This window comes from Nocardia sp. NPDC005366, assembly GCF_040606855.1.
Taxonomy (GTDB): Bacteria; Actinomycetota; Actinomycetes; order Mycobacteriales; family Mycobacteriaceae; genus Nocardia.
Genome location: NZ_JBEXFQ010000007.1, coordinates 1 through 17,716, shown reverse-complemented (window position 1 = coordinate 17,716; position 17,716 = coordinate 1). Strand labels below are relative to the sequence as shown.

The following is a 17,716-nucleotide window of genomic DNA, read 5'->3' as shown; positions in this document are numbered from 1 at the left end:
GCCGATGTGGAGGTGACCGTTGGGTGTCGGGCACATCGGTATGAGCAGCCAGTCGGCCACGGCGTTTTTCCCCCTGGTGTGGTGCTGTGTCAGCGCACGGTGACCGACTTCGCGAGCGAGCGCGGTTGATCTATTTCACGGCCCAGGTCGAGGGCGCAGTAGTAGGCCAGGAGTTGGCCTGCGACGAGTTGGATGACCAGATCGGCGATCTCGTCGCCGTGGTAGGGTAGCGGCAAATATTCGACGAACGTGCCGAGGTCGTCGGCGGGTACGTCCGCGGGTCCGATGCCGATGACCGGTCCTTTGCGGGCGGCGATCTCGCTGACTGCGGCCAGGGTCGCGGCGTAGCGGTCGGGGTCGCCGGTGTGGGAGGGCAGCAAGGCCACGGTGTAGAAGTGTTCATCGATCAGCGAGATGGTGCCGTGTTTGAAGAACCCTGATGCCATGCCTTCGGCGTGGTGGTAGTTCACTTCCTTGAACTTGAGTGCGCTTTCGCAGGCGGCGGGGTAGAGGATGCCGCGTCCGAGGAAGAACCAGTCGCTGACGTGGCTGTATTTGGCGGCCAGCGCCTGCACCGAGGTCGAAGTGGTCGTGATGAACTCGGTGAGGGTGTCCGCCAGGCGTGCCAGTGACTCCTGGTGGGTGGTGTAGCGCGCGGCGGTGAGGGTGCCGTTGGCGTGTCCGGTTTCCAGGGCGAGGCGGGCGAGCAGCACGACCTGGCTGATGATGCTCTTGGTGGAGAGCACGCAGATTTCCGGGCCGGATCCTTGGGGGAGCCGGTGGGTGGCGAGTCGTTCCTGGGTGGAGCTGGGGACGTTGCAGATGCTGGTGAGGACAGCGCCCGCGGCGAGTGCGCTACGGCAGATCTCGAGGGTGTCGAAGGTTTCGCCGGATTGCGATACCGCGATCAGCGGGTCTCCGGGACCGAGCACGGCCAGGTATTCGGCTTCGTCGGAGGGCAGCGCGGTGGCGCGTATCCCGGCGAGGCTTTTGAGCAGGTACTGGCCCATCGAGGCGACATAGAACGCGCTGCCCGCGCCGATGAGGGTGACCGCGCGCTGCGGGGGCAGGACCGAGGCGAATCGTTCGGCGGGCAGGCTCAGGGCGGCGGTGACCGCTGCTGGGGTTTCGTGGATCTCTTTGATCATCCAGTGCGGGTACTGGCCTTTGTCGGCGCGTTCCTGGCGTCCGGTCAGCCGGGTGAAGGCGCGTGTGACCGGTTGCACGGATTCGCCGGTGGAGGTGTAGAGCTGGGCGGTATCGGCGCGTACGGCGACGATGTCGCCGTCTTCGAGGAACAGCACATCGTTGCTGATGCCGTCGAGGGCCATCTGGTCGGAGGCCAGGATGCCGCGTTGTCCGTCGAACGCGACGACCAGGGGGCTCTTGTGTTTGGCTCCCCAGATGGTGTCCGGTTCGGTAATGCTGATGACCGCGAGGGCGTACTCGCCGGCCAGCATCGAGGTGGTGGCGGCGATGGCGTCGAGGATCGAGGCGCCGCGTTCGAGGTGGCGGGCGATGAGGTGCGCGGCGACTTCGGAGTCGGTGTCGCTGGCGAAGGCGATGCCTTCGGCTTCCAGTTCGCGGCGCAGTTGTAGATGGTTCTCGATGACGCCGTTGTGGACGATGGCGACGGTTCGGTCGTAGGACAGGTGTGGATGTGCGTTGGCGGGGGTGACGCCGCCGTGGGTGGCCCAGCGGGTGTGTCCCAGGGCGAGGGAGGCGTCGGGAAGCTCGCTCAGTCGTCCTTGCCGCAGTGCTTTGCCGATGGATCCGGCGTCTTTGACCACGGCCAGGACGTCGTCGGTGAGGCAGACTAGGCCCCAGGAGTCATATCCGCGGTATTCCAGCACCGCTAGTTGGTCGGCGGTCTGCCCGGTTACGGTGTTCCCGGGTGAGGTCATCCCGACAATGCCACACATATTCGGTAGGTTCCCTCCGTCGGTCTACGTGTGAGAATTCGTGCGCGGAGTCAGCCGCGGCAATGCCGACCAGAGTAACCGCGCATACGTCCCTGGAGGCCATCTGCGAAGTCTGGCCACGCGCGGTCGTTCGAGCGTGTGAGGTGCACGTGCGTCGGGGCTCGTTCGGTTGTGCAGCCCGCCAGCGCTGAGACGCGATCGCAAAGCCGTGTTCAGCGAGGCTTGGCGCGCGAAATACCTTGCCGTCGTGGCGCTCTGAGCGGAAGCGTAGGCCGAGTTCGGCCGTTCCTGGCATTCGATACCGAGGTCTGTGGGGGCGTGTGCTCGACCAACGCGATCGAGTCGGTCAACGCCCGAATCGTCGCACGGTCCGCGCCTGCGGCCAGTTCCCCAACCTATTCGAGTACCCCGAACCACTGATCGGTTCAGTCGAACACGGTCGGCAACTCGCCCTTGACCCAGTGCTCGTGCAGCAAATGGATCTGGCTGGCCAGGACTCGGGTCGTGGACAACTCGGGAAGTTCGCCGACATCGAACCAGCCCACCTCCATCGTCTCGACGGGGCTGGGTTGGCCCTCGGATATCTTGTCGCACAGGAAGAACAGTTTGTAGACGTGATATGGGTATACCGGCTGGTGGCCTTGGACATCGCGGTCGTGCAACGCCACCAGTTTGGTAGCGCGCACGACCAAGCCTGATTCCTCTTCGACCTCCCGCTCGATCGCCTGTGAGGGCGGTTCGAGGATGTCGCACCATCCGCCGGGCAGAGTCCAGCGTTGGTCACTGCGGTCACGGATCAGCAGGATTCGGCCCTGCTCGTCGAACACGCCTCCACGGACGTCGACCTTGGGAGTCATGTACCCCGACTCCAAGGACACGATCTCGTTAAGCTCGCTGGGTGTTCCAGCGCTGATCATCGACAGCAATCCCATCGCGATGGCGTTGGTCTGCTCATAGCGTTGCCGGTCGAAGACATCGGTGGCGAAGACGAGGCCGTTGTTCGCGATCGACGCCAAAGTCAAAGCAGCAGTGCGAATCCGATCCTCGACAGTCTGCTGTGTTTCGCTCATCGATAGATTCCTTCGTGAGTTGGGGCGAACCGGCGGGGTCAGTCGCGCAGGTAGTGCCGCAACCCAACCAGTTCCGGCTACAGCCGTGCGATTGTCTCGAATTCAGCGATTATGAGATCAGGCGGTAGACACCCGACTCGCGTCGGGTAACCCTGATGACTCCAATCGCGCTGATCGCGCGCGCCGGACGCGTGTCGAGATCTTCGATGAGAGACAACAGGTTGGTGGTGGGACTGTGACGATGTGTAGGACCGACCTGTGCGATCAGCGTGCGCGGCTTTCGCCTATAGTCGGCCTGGTAGGCCGATGACGGCTGGTGCGGGGTCACGTGGTCGCACGATTCGTGCCCTGGGTCGTTTAGGCCGTCGCGGAGTTTGGTGTTCTTCGCGTCGGGTTGGGATCGAGTCCGGGATGCTCGGCGGGTTTATCAAGCGGTACTTGCCCGCTGATGGTTGTTGCCGCCGTGAGTCCGTCTGGGTGACGGACTCTTGCGGGTCTCGTTGTGGCGGTCTTGTTTCAGCAGGCGATGGCGCAGGCGTCGGGGAAGCCGTGGATGAGCAGGGTTTCGGGGCATCCGCCGTAGTCGCTGATTTCGAGGCGGAGTGTGGAGGTTTCGTCGGTGTCGGGGGTGTGGATGTGGAGGAGTTGGTTGTGGGGGCAGCCGTAGGCGACTTGCATGGTGGTGGCGTCCCAGATGGGGGTGAAGCCGGGTGTGGCTCGTAGTTGTCGGTAGAGGTCTCGTGCTCGGGGCAGGGCGCGGTATCGGCCGAGGTTGGCGCGCAGGATGGTGATGGTGTGGATGACTTCGGTGTCCCAGTCGGTGATGCGGTCGCGGGCGGCGGGGGTGAACAGCCATCGGACGTAGTTGTTGTCGACCTCGGCCAGGCCGGGGACCATGCGGTGGAAGGTCTGGTTGGCGTGGAGCACGAAGCGCAGGGGGTCGATGCAGAGGGCGAGCATGTTGCGGGTGTCGAGGTAGTTCAGGTGGGCATCGACTCCTTGGCGGGTGAGGCGTTGGCGTAGCTCTCCGGTGGTGGGCAGGTACAGGGAGGGTTTCTTCAGCTCTCGTAGGTGTCGTCGCTGGTCGGTGTCGAGGTCGGTGTCGAAGGCGGTGAGGAGTTTCTTGAACACGGCGGGGCCGGGGGCGGTGCGTTTCTGGTTGATCTGGTTGAGGCGACCGCCGCTGAATCCGGCTTCTTTGGCGGTGGATTCGCGGGAGAGGTGTCGGCGGTGGCGCAGGAATTCCAGCGAGTCGATCAGGTTGGGCATCCCGGGCAGTGTGGGGTCTTCGCGCATCTCAGTGATCCAGTCTCTGTGGGGGTAGCGCGAGTGTGGTGGCCTCGATGACGCGCGACTGTCGGGGTGCCCGGTCGGGGTCGTGAGGGCGGGTGTGTCCGGTGGTGCGGGTCATTCGGGACTCCTGTTCGGTCGTGCGGGATTCGGGTGGGGTTCACGGGTTCTCGGGCGGGTGGGGGAGGGTGTTGCTGGTGGGTCAGGGTTGCGCCGGGTCGCTGGGGTACTCGCGGTAGCACAGGCAGAAGCGGACTTCGGGGCAGTGGGGGGTGTCGCCGAGGTGGACGTGTTCGGGGTAGGTGTCACCGGTGGTGGGGTCGCGTAGGTGGATGGGGTCGTCGGGGCGGCGGCCGTAGGCGACCGACAGGGTGGTGTCCCACGGCTCGGTGAACTCGGGCGCCCCGCGCAGGTCCTGGACGAGGCCGCGAGCGTGAGGGGCCTCGCGGTACCGGCCGAGAGCGCCGCGCAGGGCAGAGACCAGGTAGGCCGCGATCTCGGCCCGGTCCACGACGATGCGCTCGGCGGGAGAGGTGGGCAGGCCGGGGTGGAAGAACCACAGGGCGATGTTGTCGTCGAATTCGTCGAGGCCGGGTAGGAGTTCGGTGAACTGTTCGTTGGCCAGGACCACGTTCCACAGGGGGTCGATGTAGGCGGCGGCGATCCCCCGGTGGTCGAGGTCGGTCAGCTTCGCCCGACGCCCGACGGTATCGATACGCGTGCGCAGGTCCGCGAGCGAGGGGAGGGGGATCGGGGGTTCGGCGAGGTTGCGTGTGTGGTGTGCCTGCTCGGAGTCGAGGCCGTAGCCGGTCACCATGTTCTCCACCAGCGACTCCTGGGCTGGCGCACCGCGATTCTCGACCGCCTTGAGCGTGCTCTCGCTGGTATGCAGCAGCTTCACGGCGCGTGGGCGGGAAAGGTTGCGGGCCTCGCGGATCCGGCGCACCCAGTATCCGAATTCGGGGACATCGGGGCTGGTCGGAGCAGGATCGCCCTTGCGGCGGCGTCGTGGGCGTCGGCCCGAGTTCGCGTCGCGAGTCATGTAAAGCCCTCCTACTACGGTCTTTCGTATTTCCGTCCACATCGGATAAGCTGAAAGGTTGGCTCCCCCGAGCTGATTTCGTTCTTACCAGAGTCAGATGATCTGCGGCAAACACTATTTCCTGTGAGCTAGCCGACAGGTAACCGCAATAGCGGTGCGGGGGGTTCGGCGAATTCGGTGTGCCCTCTCCAGGATTGGACAGTGGCCGCAAACTTTCTCAACTACACATTTTGTTGTCCCTTTTGCGCATACGCGCAGGCCAACCCTTACGCGGGGAGGGGCAACATTTTATGTACATATTTTTATGTCCCTCTAAGGGCTGGCGCGGCAGGGTGTTTCGGGGCTGTGATGGAGGAGCAATCGCACCTGCTCCGAAAGGCAACACCGTGGACTTCTACAACATTCTGGCGCTGCTCGACACGGGGGCCTCGCTGGTCTCGAATGTGCTGGCGATCGTCTCGCAGGGACTCGGTCTGGTCCTGACCTACTTCTGACCGGGCACACCATTCCTCTCCTGTGAGGAAACGCGGGTCACGGGTCCCCGACTGTGGTCGGGAAGTCGGGGACCCCCGCATTCATTGCGCGTATACGCGCATTCCCCGACCCTCCTTTTCTTCCGCCTTTTGCCCCCTTTGTGAAGGGTCTATTCGTCATGCCCGAAAACGAGAAACTATCCCTACTCGCCCGGCCGCCGAGACACGGTCGCGACCCGCACATTCGCCGTCCCCGGATCACCTATGGGAGGCGGCTGCTGTGGGGTGGCCGCATGTTGGCTGCCCTGGTCGTACCGATCTTGGTGATGCTTACCGGGGTCGAAGCCGTTGCGCTGACAGTTGATCCGATCGCGGACCAGCCCGGTGTCACCGCCCCGGCTCAACCCGGAACCTCCGCTCCCGCACCACCCCCGCCACCGGACCTACCACCGGTCGAGCCTGCGCCGACCGTGTATCTGGTGCAGCCACCGGAGGTCCGCAACGGTCCGACCCCGCGCCCTGCTCCCGAGCCGGGTCCGGCTCCCTCGATCCAGGTCATCGAACTGCATTCCCCGGAACCGGTGGCTCCGGTCGCCCCGATCCAGGCACCACCGGACACGATCCGGGTCGGTCAATGGGAGACACCCGCCCCGGACTGGGTGCCGCCGGAAGTCCGAGACGGTATCAACACCACCGCCGCCGACTTCGAGGCCCAGGCAGCGACTTTCCTGGACTCGATCGGCATCCCCGCCGGACGCTCGGACAGGGTCGCCGGGTCCACCATCGCTGGGGCCGGTGTCGGTGGCGCGATCGGAGGCGCACTCGCCGGTGCACCGGCAGCAGCTGCTGGTGCGGTCGTGGGTGGGCTCGCTGGTGGCACGCTCGGTGGGATCGTCGGTGCCGCGATCGGCACCGTGGTGGAAGTGCCGATCATCGGCACCATCACCACCGGTGTGGCAGGGACCGCGATCGGTGCGGCGGCCGGTGCCATCGCGGGCGCGCTGGTGGCCGGTGTTCCCGCTGCGATGGTCGGCGCGCTCGCCGGTGGCACGGTCGGTGTGGGTTTCGGTGCTGGTGTGGGGGTGGGTCAGCCGTGACCGGAATCCGAAACCGAATCCTCACCGCCACGATCCTGACCGCCTGCACAAGCGCCCTCTTCCTACCCGGCACCAGCTCAGCGCAACCACCCGCTGGGCCGGGCTGCCCGGTGTTGTGGGTCCTCGGGGTCCAAGGCACCGGCGAGTCCTCCCCGGAAGCGTCGCTGGTCGCCGACACTGGGATGCTGGGTGCGTTGCTCGCCCCGGTGGCGGCGGCTGTGCCGAATCTGGTGCAGCGCACCTACATTCCGTATCCGGCCGGGTTCGGTGGCGCGATCGGCACCGGCGGCGGAAGTACCCCGTACGCGTCGTCGGTGAGCGAGGGCCTGGCCGCCCTCACGGCCACCGCGGCGAGCATCGCCGCCGACTGCCCCGGCACCGCCCTCGCCGCGGTCGGGTATTCGCAAGGCGCGCAGGTGGTCTCGGAATTCGCTCGCACTGTCGGTGCGGGCGAGGGACCGGTCCCGGCCGACCGGGTCGCGGGCATCGCGCTCTATTCCGATCCTGATCGCGCTCCGGGGTCACCGGTGATTCCTGGTCGCCCTGGTCAGCTCACTCCCGACCCGGCTCCCGGTACTTCCGGGGTGGCGGTGTCGGGGGTGTCGATCACCACAGGTGCCGCCTCCGGCGGGGGCATCGCCACCAGTTCGGGAGTCGAGTACAGGGCGTTGACCGGGAGGGTGGCCGATGTCTGCGTCGACGGTGACTTGAGTTGCGCGGCACCCGACCGCGCCGCCCTGCTGCGAGTGGCGGCCCAGATCGCGGGGCAGGCCGATCTTCGTGATCCACTGGCCGCGCTCGCCTCGATCCAAGCCCTGCTGTCGAGCACGCTCGGAGACGCCTGGACCACCGTGGTGAACAACGACTTCCACACCGGTGCGGGGTTCGTCGATTACCTACCCGCGGCGAGTCTGGCCGATCGGCTCACCGATGCTTCCGACCCCCGCACCCCATCACCGAGCCCGGACGAGATCGCTGCCGCGTCGGCCCGCTGGGGCCAGATCACCGCGATCGTGGCCGCTGATCCGGTCGGTCAGTTACCGAAACTGGCCGGGCAACTCTCGGCCGCGTGGGGGCAACTGATAGCCGACAACGCCGACCTGACCAATCCGGCGGTGTGGCTTCGCTACGCCGACATCCCCGGCCGCCACACCGGTTACGCCGCCACCGGCCAACTCGCCAGCGGTGTCGCCTGGTTGACCGCCCTCGCTTACGACCTTGCAGGAGCCACCCGATGACCACCGATTTCCATGATGTCTCGACCTTCGACGGTTACCGTCCCGGGGACCTGGTTCGTGCTCGTCCGGTGTTCGTGTCTCAATTGAGTGGGGCGGCCGGGGCGTGGCAGGTCGTCTACGCCTCGGCCAATTCCCGCTCCGAACTGATTCCCGCCTCGGGGATCGTGTTGACACCCGAGGTGGTCGCCCGACCCGGTGATACCGCGATCCTGGTGTACAGCCCCGGGTTTCGCGGCCTGGGCGGAATCTGCACACCCTCGCAGCTGCTCGCGATCGGTGCCGAACCCGACACCACCGGCATCGCCGCCGCCCTGGCGCGGGGGTGGGTGGTAGCGATCCCCGACGGGCAAGGGCTCGGGATCACCGGAGGCGGTCCGCATACCTTCCTCGCCGCGCGCGCCGGTGCCAGGACGGTGCTCGATCTGGCGCGGGCGGTGTATCGGCGCGCGGACCTCGGTGTCGCGGTCGCCCCGGTGTTGGCCTGGGGGTACGCCGACGGTGGTCGGGCGGTCGCCGCTGCCGGGGAACTGCATCCCTGGTACGCCCCCGAGGTGGACCTACGCGGTGTCGCCGCCGGAGCGGTCGCCTCGGACCTCGCGGCGTTGGCTCCGGCGTTCTCCCGTGGCCGGGGCGCGGGCCTGGGGCTCGCGGCGTTGATCGGGCTCTCCCACGCCTACGACCAGCTCCCGTTGCGTGACGTGCTCAACGAGGCGGGGCAGCGGGCCGCGATGGAAGCCGAACATCTCACCGGATCCGAGTTGCTGGAACGGTTCCCGCAACCGGTGTCGCATTGGTGCCGGGAACCGGACCCGTGGAACGACCACTGGTGGCGGCGAGTCCTGGAGTTGGAGACCCTCGCCCACACCCGCCCGGTGATCCCGCTACACCTCTACCACGGCAGCGCTGATGCGATCGTTCCCGTGTCGGCCGGGCGGCGGACGCTGATCGCCTACCGGCAGCGCGGTACCCAGGTCAGTTGGCGTGAGTACGAGGCCGGTCATCACGCCACCGCGGCGAGCGCGACCGGCGATGTCCTCGCCCGACTCGGCGAGACCCTCACCGGCCCGCCGCCTCGCGAACGCGCTCGACCCTCCGGTGAGGGTGAGCACGCGAGCCGCCCGTGAACCCCTTCCCGAGAGGGGAATCCCTGCCCGCACCCCACTTCCCCGGGGGTGCGGGCAGAGGCGGTGAATCACACAGCCCGGCAACAACTCGCGAGGAGGCGCGGTGACATGAGGTTCGGCAAGACACCAGGGAACGGCGACACACCCGACGACGACGACGGCGGTGAGACGTTCGAGGATCCGTGGGCCGGGCTAGAGCAGCCTCACTTGGCATCGGAGCTGTACCTCGTGTCCACCCCGGAGACCGGGACCGGGGTGAGTCCTGAACTGGTGTCAGAGGGTGGCTGGATGGTGGTGCTGCCGCAGACTCCCGACGCGCACGACACGGACGTGGGGGTGGTGGCGCGGGCCGATGGCGGGGGTCGGGTGTCTTGGCGGGTGTGGGCGGGTTTGGTGGCCGCTGTGGCGGTGTTGGTCGGGGTGGTGGCCGTTTGGGGTGACACCACCGGCGACACCGGTGATCCGGTGCGTGCCACGGCGATACCGCCGAGTGCGACGTCGGTGGTGGAGGGGGCGTGCACCGGGCTGTCGGGGACCGTGGTCACCGACCGTCCTGGTGACACTACGACCACCGTGGTGGGGCTGATCGCGTCGTTCGAGGCCGCCTACTACCTCCGACGCAGCGCCGAAGCGGCGATGACCCTGTTGGCACCGGAAGCCGGGATCGACCCCGTGGGGCTCGCGGCGGGTATCGCCTCTATCCCGGTCGGGACCACGCATTGCGTCGCGGTGACCCCGATCTCGGAGACCACCGCGAACGTGCACGTAGTCGAGGTACGCCCCGACCGGCAACGTACCGACTACCTCCAACTCGTCAACACCCGCCCCGGCGACGGCGGGGGCCTGTTGATCAGCAACATTCAGAGGCAGGGATGACTACCAACACCACTACACAGTCCGCTGTTCGTTCTGGCTGCCCGCGTGTTCTCGTCGTGGCGAGTTTCGGGGTGTCGCGGTGAGTGCCGTACCGAGGGTTTCGGGCTCGCGGGCACCGTGGTTGATCGCCGTCGTGGGGGTGGGGCCGAGTGTCGGGACGACCACCACGACGGTGGCGTTGGCGCGGGCCTGGCAGGAGTGGGGGCCTGCGTTGGTGGTGGAAGCCGATCTCGAGGGCGGGCAGCTCGCCGATACGGTCGGGGTCGCCCCGTTTCGGGGGTGGGCCAGCCTTGCCCGCACTCTGGACCCGGACACACCCACCGCGCCTGCGCTGGTGCGCGATCACGTGCAGTTGCTGCCCGAGGCGGTGCCGATGCTGGCCGCGTCACCGGGTCGGGATGGGACCCGTGCCGCGATGATCACCTCGCTTCTGGCCGGTCCCGCCGCGAGTTGGCGCGCGCTGGGGGCCACGATCTTCGCTGATTGTGGTGCGCCCGAACCGGATTCGGGCCTCGCGCCGGTCCTGGCCGCCGCCGATGCCTGCTTGATCGTGGTCCGCGCCGACCACGCCGAACCCCAACGCGCCGCGCACCGCGTCCTGGCGCTCACCCAGCGTCACCGCCGTCGGGGGATCGTGCTCATCGAGGAGCCCGGTAGCGGGTTCGCTGCCGCGCTTGCCCTGCCGATCCTGGGAACTCTTCCCGTTGCGCGGGTTTCGGCCCAGGCGCTGCTACAAGGGACCCGGCCCCCGCGTCGCGGTCCGCACCTGCTGCCTGCCGCGCGCGCCCTCGCCACGTCGGTGCACCAACTACTGCGACCCCCACCCCCACCCCCACCGCCACCGCCTCCCGCCCCGACCATCGCGCCGGACCGTACCCGCCTGCCGAGGCCGCCCTACAGGGTCGCGCGCCGCCAGGCCCCGCTACCGACGGTCTACCGCCTCGACCCCACGACCCTGCCCGTCGACCCGCGACCCTCACCGAACCCCGGGACCGGGACGGCCCGCACTCCACCCGATCCCGCAGTCGTAGAAGTGCCGATACCCGACCCCATCACATCCGTGCACGAGCGAGCCACCGACCTCGCGGTCCCGCCACACCGGCCCGCGGCGAGCCCGCCGCCGTCGAGCCAGGCATCGGTACGGTCCGAGCCGGGTCTGACGATCAAGGTCTTCGGGCCGACCCGGGTGTTGTGGCGGGCACCGGGGCAGGCGCAGGCCGTGGACATCGCCTCCCAACTACAGCCCCGTAGCCGCGAGGCGCTGACGGTGCTCGCTCTGCACCCCGAGGGCTTGACCAGGGCGGCGTTGATCGATCTGATCCTGGATCAGACACCGTTGGAGCGGTCCGGGCACGCGCTGACCAACACGTTGAGTCGCCTGCGCACCACGGTCACCCAATTGACCGGCAACCAGGCCACCGCTTTGCTCGATGACGACCGCACCTACTGCCGCCTGTCCGAGCACGGGATCACTGTCGACTACCGGGAATTCAGCGCCGCTGTCACCGCGCGGCGCGCCGCCACCAACGACCGGGACCAGGCCGCTGCCTGCCGCATGATCGCTGAACTGGCCAGTGCGACCCTGGCCGCCGACCTCACCGACGCCGCCTGGGTCGAACCGCTACGTGAAGCCGCACGCCGCGACAACCGCCACGCACTGAGCTGGCTGGCCCGCAACACCGACCTCGAACCCCGCACCACCCTGGGCCTGCTCGAGACAGCGATCACCAACGACCCCTACAACGAAACACTCTGGCACCACATCCTGCGCCTACACGCCCGACTCGGCGAATACGACGCCCTCACCTCCACCTACACACTCCTCACCCACCGACTCACCGAAATAGACGAAACCCCCAGCCCCGAAACACACCGACTCCTCCAACAACTCCGCAAACCCGGCCAATAGAAAACATGTCGAAAAGTAATACGGCATAGACGCCGCCCGATCGCCAGCATGAAGACAGACGCATTCGCATTATTCCACTCGCGGCGACAATGCCGTAACCTGAAATAGTGATCGGCGTCGAATAAGGCATCTTCCATAATCGAAATCGGGCGATATCAACTACCCGAAAGATGGTCCCGACAGGCGTTGATTGGCATTCATACTCGCCATTCAATTGACGCTCCTGCGGCAGGTTGGATCAATTCTCCAGGCGGGGTTCCGCTCGTGATCTTGGTGTGGTCATTTGGTGGGGCGTTCCGTGGGGTTTTCCGTGGGGCGTTCCGTGGGGCGGTCAAGACACCCCACCTCAACGCGGCAAAATCCCTGGTAGGGGACTGTATCCCTGGGTGGGGGTCATCCAGGATTGTCTATATACAAAGCTATATAGACATGCGTCGCCGCCATCAGTCGGTGTCTCCGCCTGCCTGTGTCGTGTCGTTTCGTCCCTTGGTTGTTGTATCTCCGTGTCCCCTCTCCTGTATTCATATTCTCTTCTATTTGTTTTCTTCTACTTGGTTTTGTCTGCGGTGTTTTCGTCTCGGTTCGAGCGGGTTGTACGCGTCGCATTCCATTCTTGCCTTGTCGAATAAACGGGCTCGCGCGGGAATTTTCGGGAATTCGTGAATTCGGGTTGTGGACTCGTCGTGGGTCGAGCTAGCGTCGAGCCGTTCCCTTGAATTGCAGGGGATTCGATGGAAATCCGATAGGCGGCTCCGCCACCGGTATGTCACGATCCGCGTGGCGGTACGGGAATCGGATTCGAAATTTCAGGAGATAAAAGTGACTTCACCTCGTTTGGGCAATGGTGAATTGCGGCGCATGGTCGCCGGTGTACTGGCAGCGGATGCGAGCCGTGAACATTCCCCCCGGGAAATCGCCAAAACCCTCACCCGGTCCTCCGGTGCTGTCGGCAACGCGCTCGAGGCGTTGACCGCCGCCGGTCACGCCGACCGCACAAGCGCCACCCCCCGCCGCTACCGCGCCAACTCCCACACCGCCACCGCTGCCACCGCTGCCACCGCACCGACCCCGGCGACCCCCGCCGCGCCCCCTGCCCCCGCCGCCCCGGCGACCCCCGCTGCACCAGCGGCCCCCGCCCGGCGACGGAAGGGTTCACGCAAACGGACCGCGCCCGCCGCCCCCGCTGCACCCGCCGCTCCGACCACGGGTCCGGTGGCGCGTCCGAACGGGCTGCTCTACCACCCCCGCAAACTCGCCGGTGCCGCTGATGTGGATGTGCTGCGCACCATGCGCGACAAGGAGGTCCCGGTGCTGTTGTACGGGCCTCCCGGAACGGGGAAGACCTCGCTCATCGAGGCAGCGTTCGGCGACCTGCTGACCGTGCAGGGTGACGGGGACACCACGGTCGCCGATTTCGTGGGCGAGTACACCCAAGCCCCCGACGGGACCTTCCTGTTCGTGCACGGACCCCTGGTCCGGGCGATGCACGAGGGCCGTGTCCTGTTCATCGACGACGCGACCCTCATCCCCCCAACCGTGCTCTCGGTGGTGTATCCCGCGATGGACGGACGCCGCGAGATCGTCATCAAAGCCAACGGGGGCGAGGTCATCACTGCCGCCCCGGGGTTCTTCGTGGTGGCAGGACACAACCCCGGGGTGCACGGAGCCATCCTGTCCGATGCGCTCTCGTCGCGGTTCGCGTTCCAGGTGCAGGTGTCCAGCGACTACGACCTCGCGGCCGGGCTCGGGGTGAATCCGAAAGCCGTGCGGGCGGCCCGCAATCTGGCGACTCGGCAGGGCAAGGGCGAGATCGGGTGGGCTCCGCAACTGCGGGAGTTGTTGGCGTTTCAGAAGATCGCCACCGCGACCAGTGACCTCACTGCCGCCGCCAATTTGATCGGTGCCGCGCCGGAGGAGGACCGCGAGACCGTGGCCGAGGTGGTGAAAACCGTGTTCGGCAGTACCGACCTCGCGCCCCTGTCCCTGGGCCAACGCCTCTAACCCACCCGCCACCACCCCCTCGCTGTTGTCAACGGCACCGCCATCGCCGCCGGTGCCGCTGGGCTCGAAAATTTCTGGAAGGACACCCTCGCCATGACCGCTCACGTGCTCACCGATCCCACTGCCACCCCTGCCACACCACCCGCCACCTCCGGGTGGGAGACACTGTCCGCCGCCCTGACCGAACAGGTACCCGTGATCGCCGACCGTGACGACCTCGTGGTCACGATCGCCCCCGGTGCCGCGCACGGGCATCCGGCGGTATTCATGCCGCACAAAGCGGCGATCGAACTCGACGGCACCCACCTCGAGGTCGACCCTGCCACCGTGCGCCCGGACCGTGTCAGCGACCGCGCCCGCTATCCGGCGGTGTGGGGTGCGCTGGTGCATGAATGCGCGCACGCCCGGCACTCGGTGTGGGAACCGCCCACGTTGGCGAATCCGGCGGTGGTCGAGGCCGCGATGCTGTTGGAAGAGTCCAGGATCGAGGCTGCTCAGATTCGCCGCCGCCCCGAGGACCGGCATTGGCTGCGTGCGAGTACGACCGAGATCGTGATCGGTGACAGCGGCGGCCTCGACGCTCTGGCCGAGCTGCCCGCGACGGAGTTCCAGGCCGCGCACTCGGCGGCGATCATTCTGGGTCGCGTGGACGGCGGCATCCTCACCGAGACCGAAACCCTGCCCGCCACTGGCGCGATCGAGGCTGTGCTCGGGGCGACGAAACTCGCTGCGTTGCGAGCCATCTGGCAGCACGCGCACACCGTGGCCGACGAGGACGCCGAGGCGATGCTCGAACTCGGGCAGCGTTGGCTCGACATTGTCGGCCCGGACCCGCACGACGAGCCCGCCCCGGGCTCGCCGTTGGGGGCCGGTGTGAGCGAGGCGGTCGCCAACGTCGCGAGGGCGGTGGCGGACGAGCCGCCGCCGGTCGATCCGGCGGAGGCCGCTGCTGCTGCTGCGGCGGCCGAACGCCGAGCCGAGCGCGCTGCCGAGGCCACCGCGCGGAAAGTGTTCGGTACCGGTGCGGCGCGACCGAGTCGCAGGACCCGTGCCCCTCGTGCGGAGGAACGGTCCGCCGCGCGGGTGTTGGGGCGTGCGTTGAGCGCGGCGAGTCGCCGTGAGCGTGCTGTGGTCAAGACCGGGTCGGTGTTGCCACCGGGGCGGGTACGGATGCGCGGGGCGATGGCCCGCGAGGCCCAGCGCGCCGCCGGTGCGATCCCGACCGCTGAGATGTTCACTCGCACGAGCCGCAAGGTGGTGCCGGTGCCGCCGCTGCGAGTCGGGATCGCTTGTGACATCTCCGGATCGATGACCGCCTACGCCGCGCCGGTGGCCTCGGCGGCGTGGATCATCGCCAACGGCGCGCAGTTGGCGAGCATGCCCGCCGACACCGCCACCGTGACCTTCGGTGAACGAGTGCGCCCGATCACCTACCCCGGTACCGCACCGGCCAAGGTCACCGAATTCAGCTCCAACGCCAGCGAGGAAGCCATCGACCAGGCCATCGACGCCCTCGACGGCGCACTCGGACTCACCCGCCGCGAGAACACCCGCCTGTTGGTCATCATCTCCGACGGCATCTACTGGCACGCCGTGCGCGCGCGAGGCCAGACCCGCCTGGACCGGTTGCGGGCAAGCGGATGCGCGCTGCTGTGGCTGGCCCCCGACGACGAGGACTCCACACCGTTGGACGGGGTCACCGTCCACACCCTCACCGACCCCGCCACCGCTGCCCAAGCCATCGCCCGCGCCGCCACCGCCGCCGTGCGCGGCGCGTGAACCCTCGGCCGGGGCGGGCGGATACCTGCCCGCCCCGGCCGAGACACACACCGGAATGAGCACTCCACCACCGCGTCTCGCGCGGTGGTGGCCTCGTCTGCGCCGGTGGCCCTGCCCCGCACACCGGCTCATATCCAGAAAGGTACGTACGAGTCGAATTCTGCTCGTGCTGTGCGCATTCCGAATTCGGTCGAGAGGAATTCGGTGCCCGGAATTTGTTTTGACGACCCGCTTGACATCGACCCCGGTATCGAGCGTCCATAGAAACGGGAACGACGCCAAAAACCCCCGGGAAACCATTTTTCCGATCCGGCGTGGTTTCCGTCCCGGCCGGGACATGACCGAACACCCACATCCGCAATTTCCGAAATCCCCGAAATTCATGGAGGGACCCGTCATGTCCACACGCAAGAAGAACACCCCCGCCAAGCGCCCGACCCCCGCTACCCCCGCCGCTGCCCCTGCTGCCGCCGCCACCCCTGCCGCCGTTGATGTTGCGCACGGTGACGGGGCGGGGGCGGGTGTGCCCGTGCTGCGCACCGACACCGAGAAAGCGGTGTGGGCGGCATTGGGCAGGTTTCCCGGATTCACCGTCTACGAACTGGCCGGTGCCGCCGGTGCCTCGGCATCGGCGACCCGGCGGATCCTGACCGGGTGGGAAACCGCCGGGGTCGCCCGCTCCCAACCCAACCCCGCATCGCCCCGTGCGGCCAAAACCTGGACCACCACCACCGAACAGACGACCACCGCGCCCGCCGAACCCGAACCCGCCGAATCGACAGCACCCGCCAACACCGAAACAGCGGAACCGATCACCACCGAACCGGGCGATGGTGACGTAGCGGAACCGGGCGATGGTGGCACGGCCGAACCCGAACCCGGCTCCGCGCCTGCGGAATCCGACGCGACACCCCGACCCGACAGCGACGCCGCGCCCGCCGAACCCGCGCCCGCCGAACCCGCACCGCCCGTGGCAGCGCCGGAACCGGCCCCCGCCGCCCCCACGGACGACGAATCCGCCACCCCCGCCCCCGACGCCCCGACAGTGGACCCGGATGCGGTTGCGGGGCAGTCCGAGACGATCCAGAAGTTGGCTCCGGGGGCGTTGCGGGGGCAGGTGGAGGACTTCCTGCGTGATCACCCGGGTCAGGAGTTCAGCCCGCACCAGATCGGTAAGGCCCTCGACCGTTCGAGCGGGGCGGTGCACAACGCGCTGGTGAAACTCACCACCGGCGGCACTGCCCGCCAAACCAGTGCGGCCCCCAAGAAATTCACCCTGGCCGACGCCTGACCGCGATTTCTGTTCTCGTCTGAATTCTTGCGAAAGGTTCCACCGGTCATGAACAGCATTTCCCGCCCGGCTGTCGTCGCTGCGGCATTGCATCAGGTGTTCGCGGGTTCGCCGCACGCCGCCGACAGTCTCGAGATGTGGCTCGCGGTCACTGCCGAGGCCACCCATCACCTCACCACTCCCGTCGATACTGGCGCGTTGCAGTGGATTTCGGTGTTCACCTACTACGACCAGATGCGTATCTGGGCTGAATATCATCCGGTGACCGCCGCTGTGCGGATCACCTCGGGGCCGCTGTCGGGGGTGACCTACTTCGATCCCGACAGTGCGTGCCGGGCGATCGTCGCGGTCTATTCCACCCCCGGACCCGACCCCGAGGACGCCGATCTCGACGGGGACAGCGACGGCGACGGTGACGACATGGCCGAGCTGATGGCTCTGTTGCCGAAGTGGCGGCTCGGGGCCGATCACGTGGCGGTCGCGCCCACCGGCCCCGCCGACCACGATCGGCGTCGGAGCTATGGCCCCGTCTTTAGGCGGTGGTCAAACGGGTGCCCCATTCGGTGGTGCGATCGTTGTATCCTTTGCGATTTCCGGTTTCATT

The 17,716-nt window shown here is 67.3% G+C and carries 13 protein-coding genes; 9 read left to right on the top strand and 4 right to left on the bottom strand.

The features are described from left to right. Positions 1 to 89 precede the first annotated feature (89 nt). The 4 genes from glmS to ABZS43_RS10260 form a co-directional block, all read right to left on the bottom strand. On the bottom strand, positions 90 to 1,922 hold the full coding sequence (gene glmS / locus ABZS43_RS10275) for a glutamine--fructose-6-phosphate transaminase (isomerizing) (protein ID WP_355035533.1): 1,833 nt from the start codon (positions 1,920 to 1,922) through the stop codon (positions 90 to 92). Between the two features lie 425 nt (positions 1,923 to 2,347). Further along, on the bottom strand, positions 2,348 to 2,992 hold the full coding sequence (locus tag ABZS43_RS10270) for an NUDIX hydrolase N-terminal domain-containing protein (RefSeq protein WP_355035532.1): 645 nt from the start codon (positions 2,990 to 2,992) through the stop codon (positions 2,348 to 2,350). 516 nt (positions 2,993 to 3,508) lie between these two features. Next, the gene (locus tag ABZS43_RS10265) at positions 3,509 to 4,288 is read right to left on the bottom strand and encodes a hypothetical protein (protein WP_355035531.1); all 780 of its coding nucleotides are present in this window, start codon (positions 4,286 to 4,288) and stop codon (positions 3,509 to 3,511) included. A 196-nt stretch (positions 4,289 to 4,484) separates the two neighbouring features. Continuing rightward, positions 4,485 to 5,324 carry a helix-turn-helix domain-containing protein gene (locus ABZS43_RS10260; protein ID WP_355035530.1) on the bottom strand — a complete coding sequence of 280 codons (840 nt, stop codon included), beginning with the start codon at positions 5,322 to 5,324 and terminating at the stop codon, positions 4,485 to 4,487. Positions 5,325 to 5,976: 652 nt separating this feature from the next. Between ABZS43_RS10260 and ABZS43_RS10255 the strand changes: the two genes are divergently transcribed. The 9 genes from ABZS43_RS10255 to ABZS43_RS10215 all read left to right on the top strand — a co-directional run. Continuing rightward, positions 5,977 to 6,894, top strand: a complete 918-nt coding sequence (locus ABZS43_RS10255; RefSeq protein WP_355035529.1) for a hypothetical protein — start codon at positions 5,977 to 5,979, stop codon at positions 6,892 to 6,894. Continuing rightward, positions 6,891 to 8,132: a cutinase family protein gene (locus tag ABZS43_RS10250; RefSeq protein ID WP_355035528.1), complete on the top strand. Its 1,242-nt coding sequence runs from the start codon at positions 6,891 to 6,893 to the stop codon at positions 8,130 to 8,132. The genes ABZS43_RS10255 and ABZS43_RS10250 overlap by 4 nt, the downstream gene beginning before the upstream one ends. Next, positions 8,129 to 9,256: a lipase family protein gene (locus tag ABZS43_RS10245; RefSeq protein WP_355035527.1), complete on the top strand. Its 1,128-nt coding sequence runs from the start codon at positions 8,129 to 8,131 to the stop codon at positions 9,254 to 9,256. The genes ABZS43_RS10250 and ABZS43_RS10245 overlap by 4 nt, the downstream gene beginning before the upstream one ends. A gap of 108 nt (positions 9,257 to 9,364) precedes the next feature. Beyond that, positions 9,365 to 10,132, top strand: a complete 768-nt coding sequence (locus ABZS43_RS10240; RefSeq protein ID WP_355035526.1) for a hypothetical protein — start codon at positions 9,365 to 9,367, stop codon at positions 10,130 to 10,132. A gap of 79 nt (positions 10,133 to 10,211) precedes the next feature. After that, a complete protein-coding gene (locus ABZS43_RS10235; RefSeq protein WP_355035525.1) occupies positions 10,212 to 12,041 on the top strand; it encodes a BTAD domain-containing putative transcriptional regulator in 1,830 nt (609 codons plus the stop codon). Between the two features lie 819 nt (positions 12,042 to 12,860). Continuing rightward, positions 12,861 to 14,042: an AAA family ATPase gene (locus tag ABZS43_RS10230; RefSeq protein ID WP_355035524.1), complete on the top strand. Its 1,182-nt coding sequence runs from the start codon at positions 12,861 to 12,863 to the stop codon at positions 14,040 to 14,042. A gap of 93 nt (positions 14,043 to 14,135) precedes the next feature. Beyond that, positions 14,136 to 15,821 carry a VWA domain-containing protein gene (locus ABZS43_RS10225; protein WP_355035523.1) on the top strand — a complete coding sequence of 562 codons (1,686 nt, stop codon included), beginning with the start codon at positions 14,136 to 14,138 and terminating at the stop codon, positions 15,819 to 15,821. Positions 15,822 to 16,218: 397 nt separating this feature from the next. Continuing rightward, entirely contained in the window at positions 16,219 to 17,112 is an 894-nt protein-coding gene (locus ABZS43_RS10220; protein ID WP_355035522.1) for a hypothetical protein, read from the top strand. A 48-nt stretch (positions 17,113 to 17,160) separates the two neighbouring features. Beyond that, the coding region (locus tag ABZS43_RS10215) for a hypothetical protein (RefSeq protein ID WP_355035521.1) at positions 17,161 to 17,716 on the top strand (556 nt) is incomplete at its 3' end.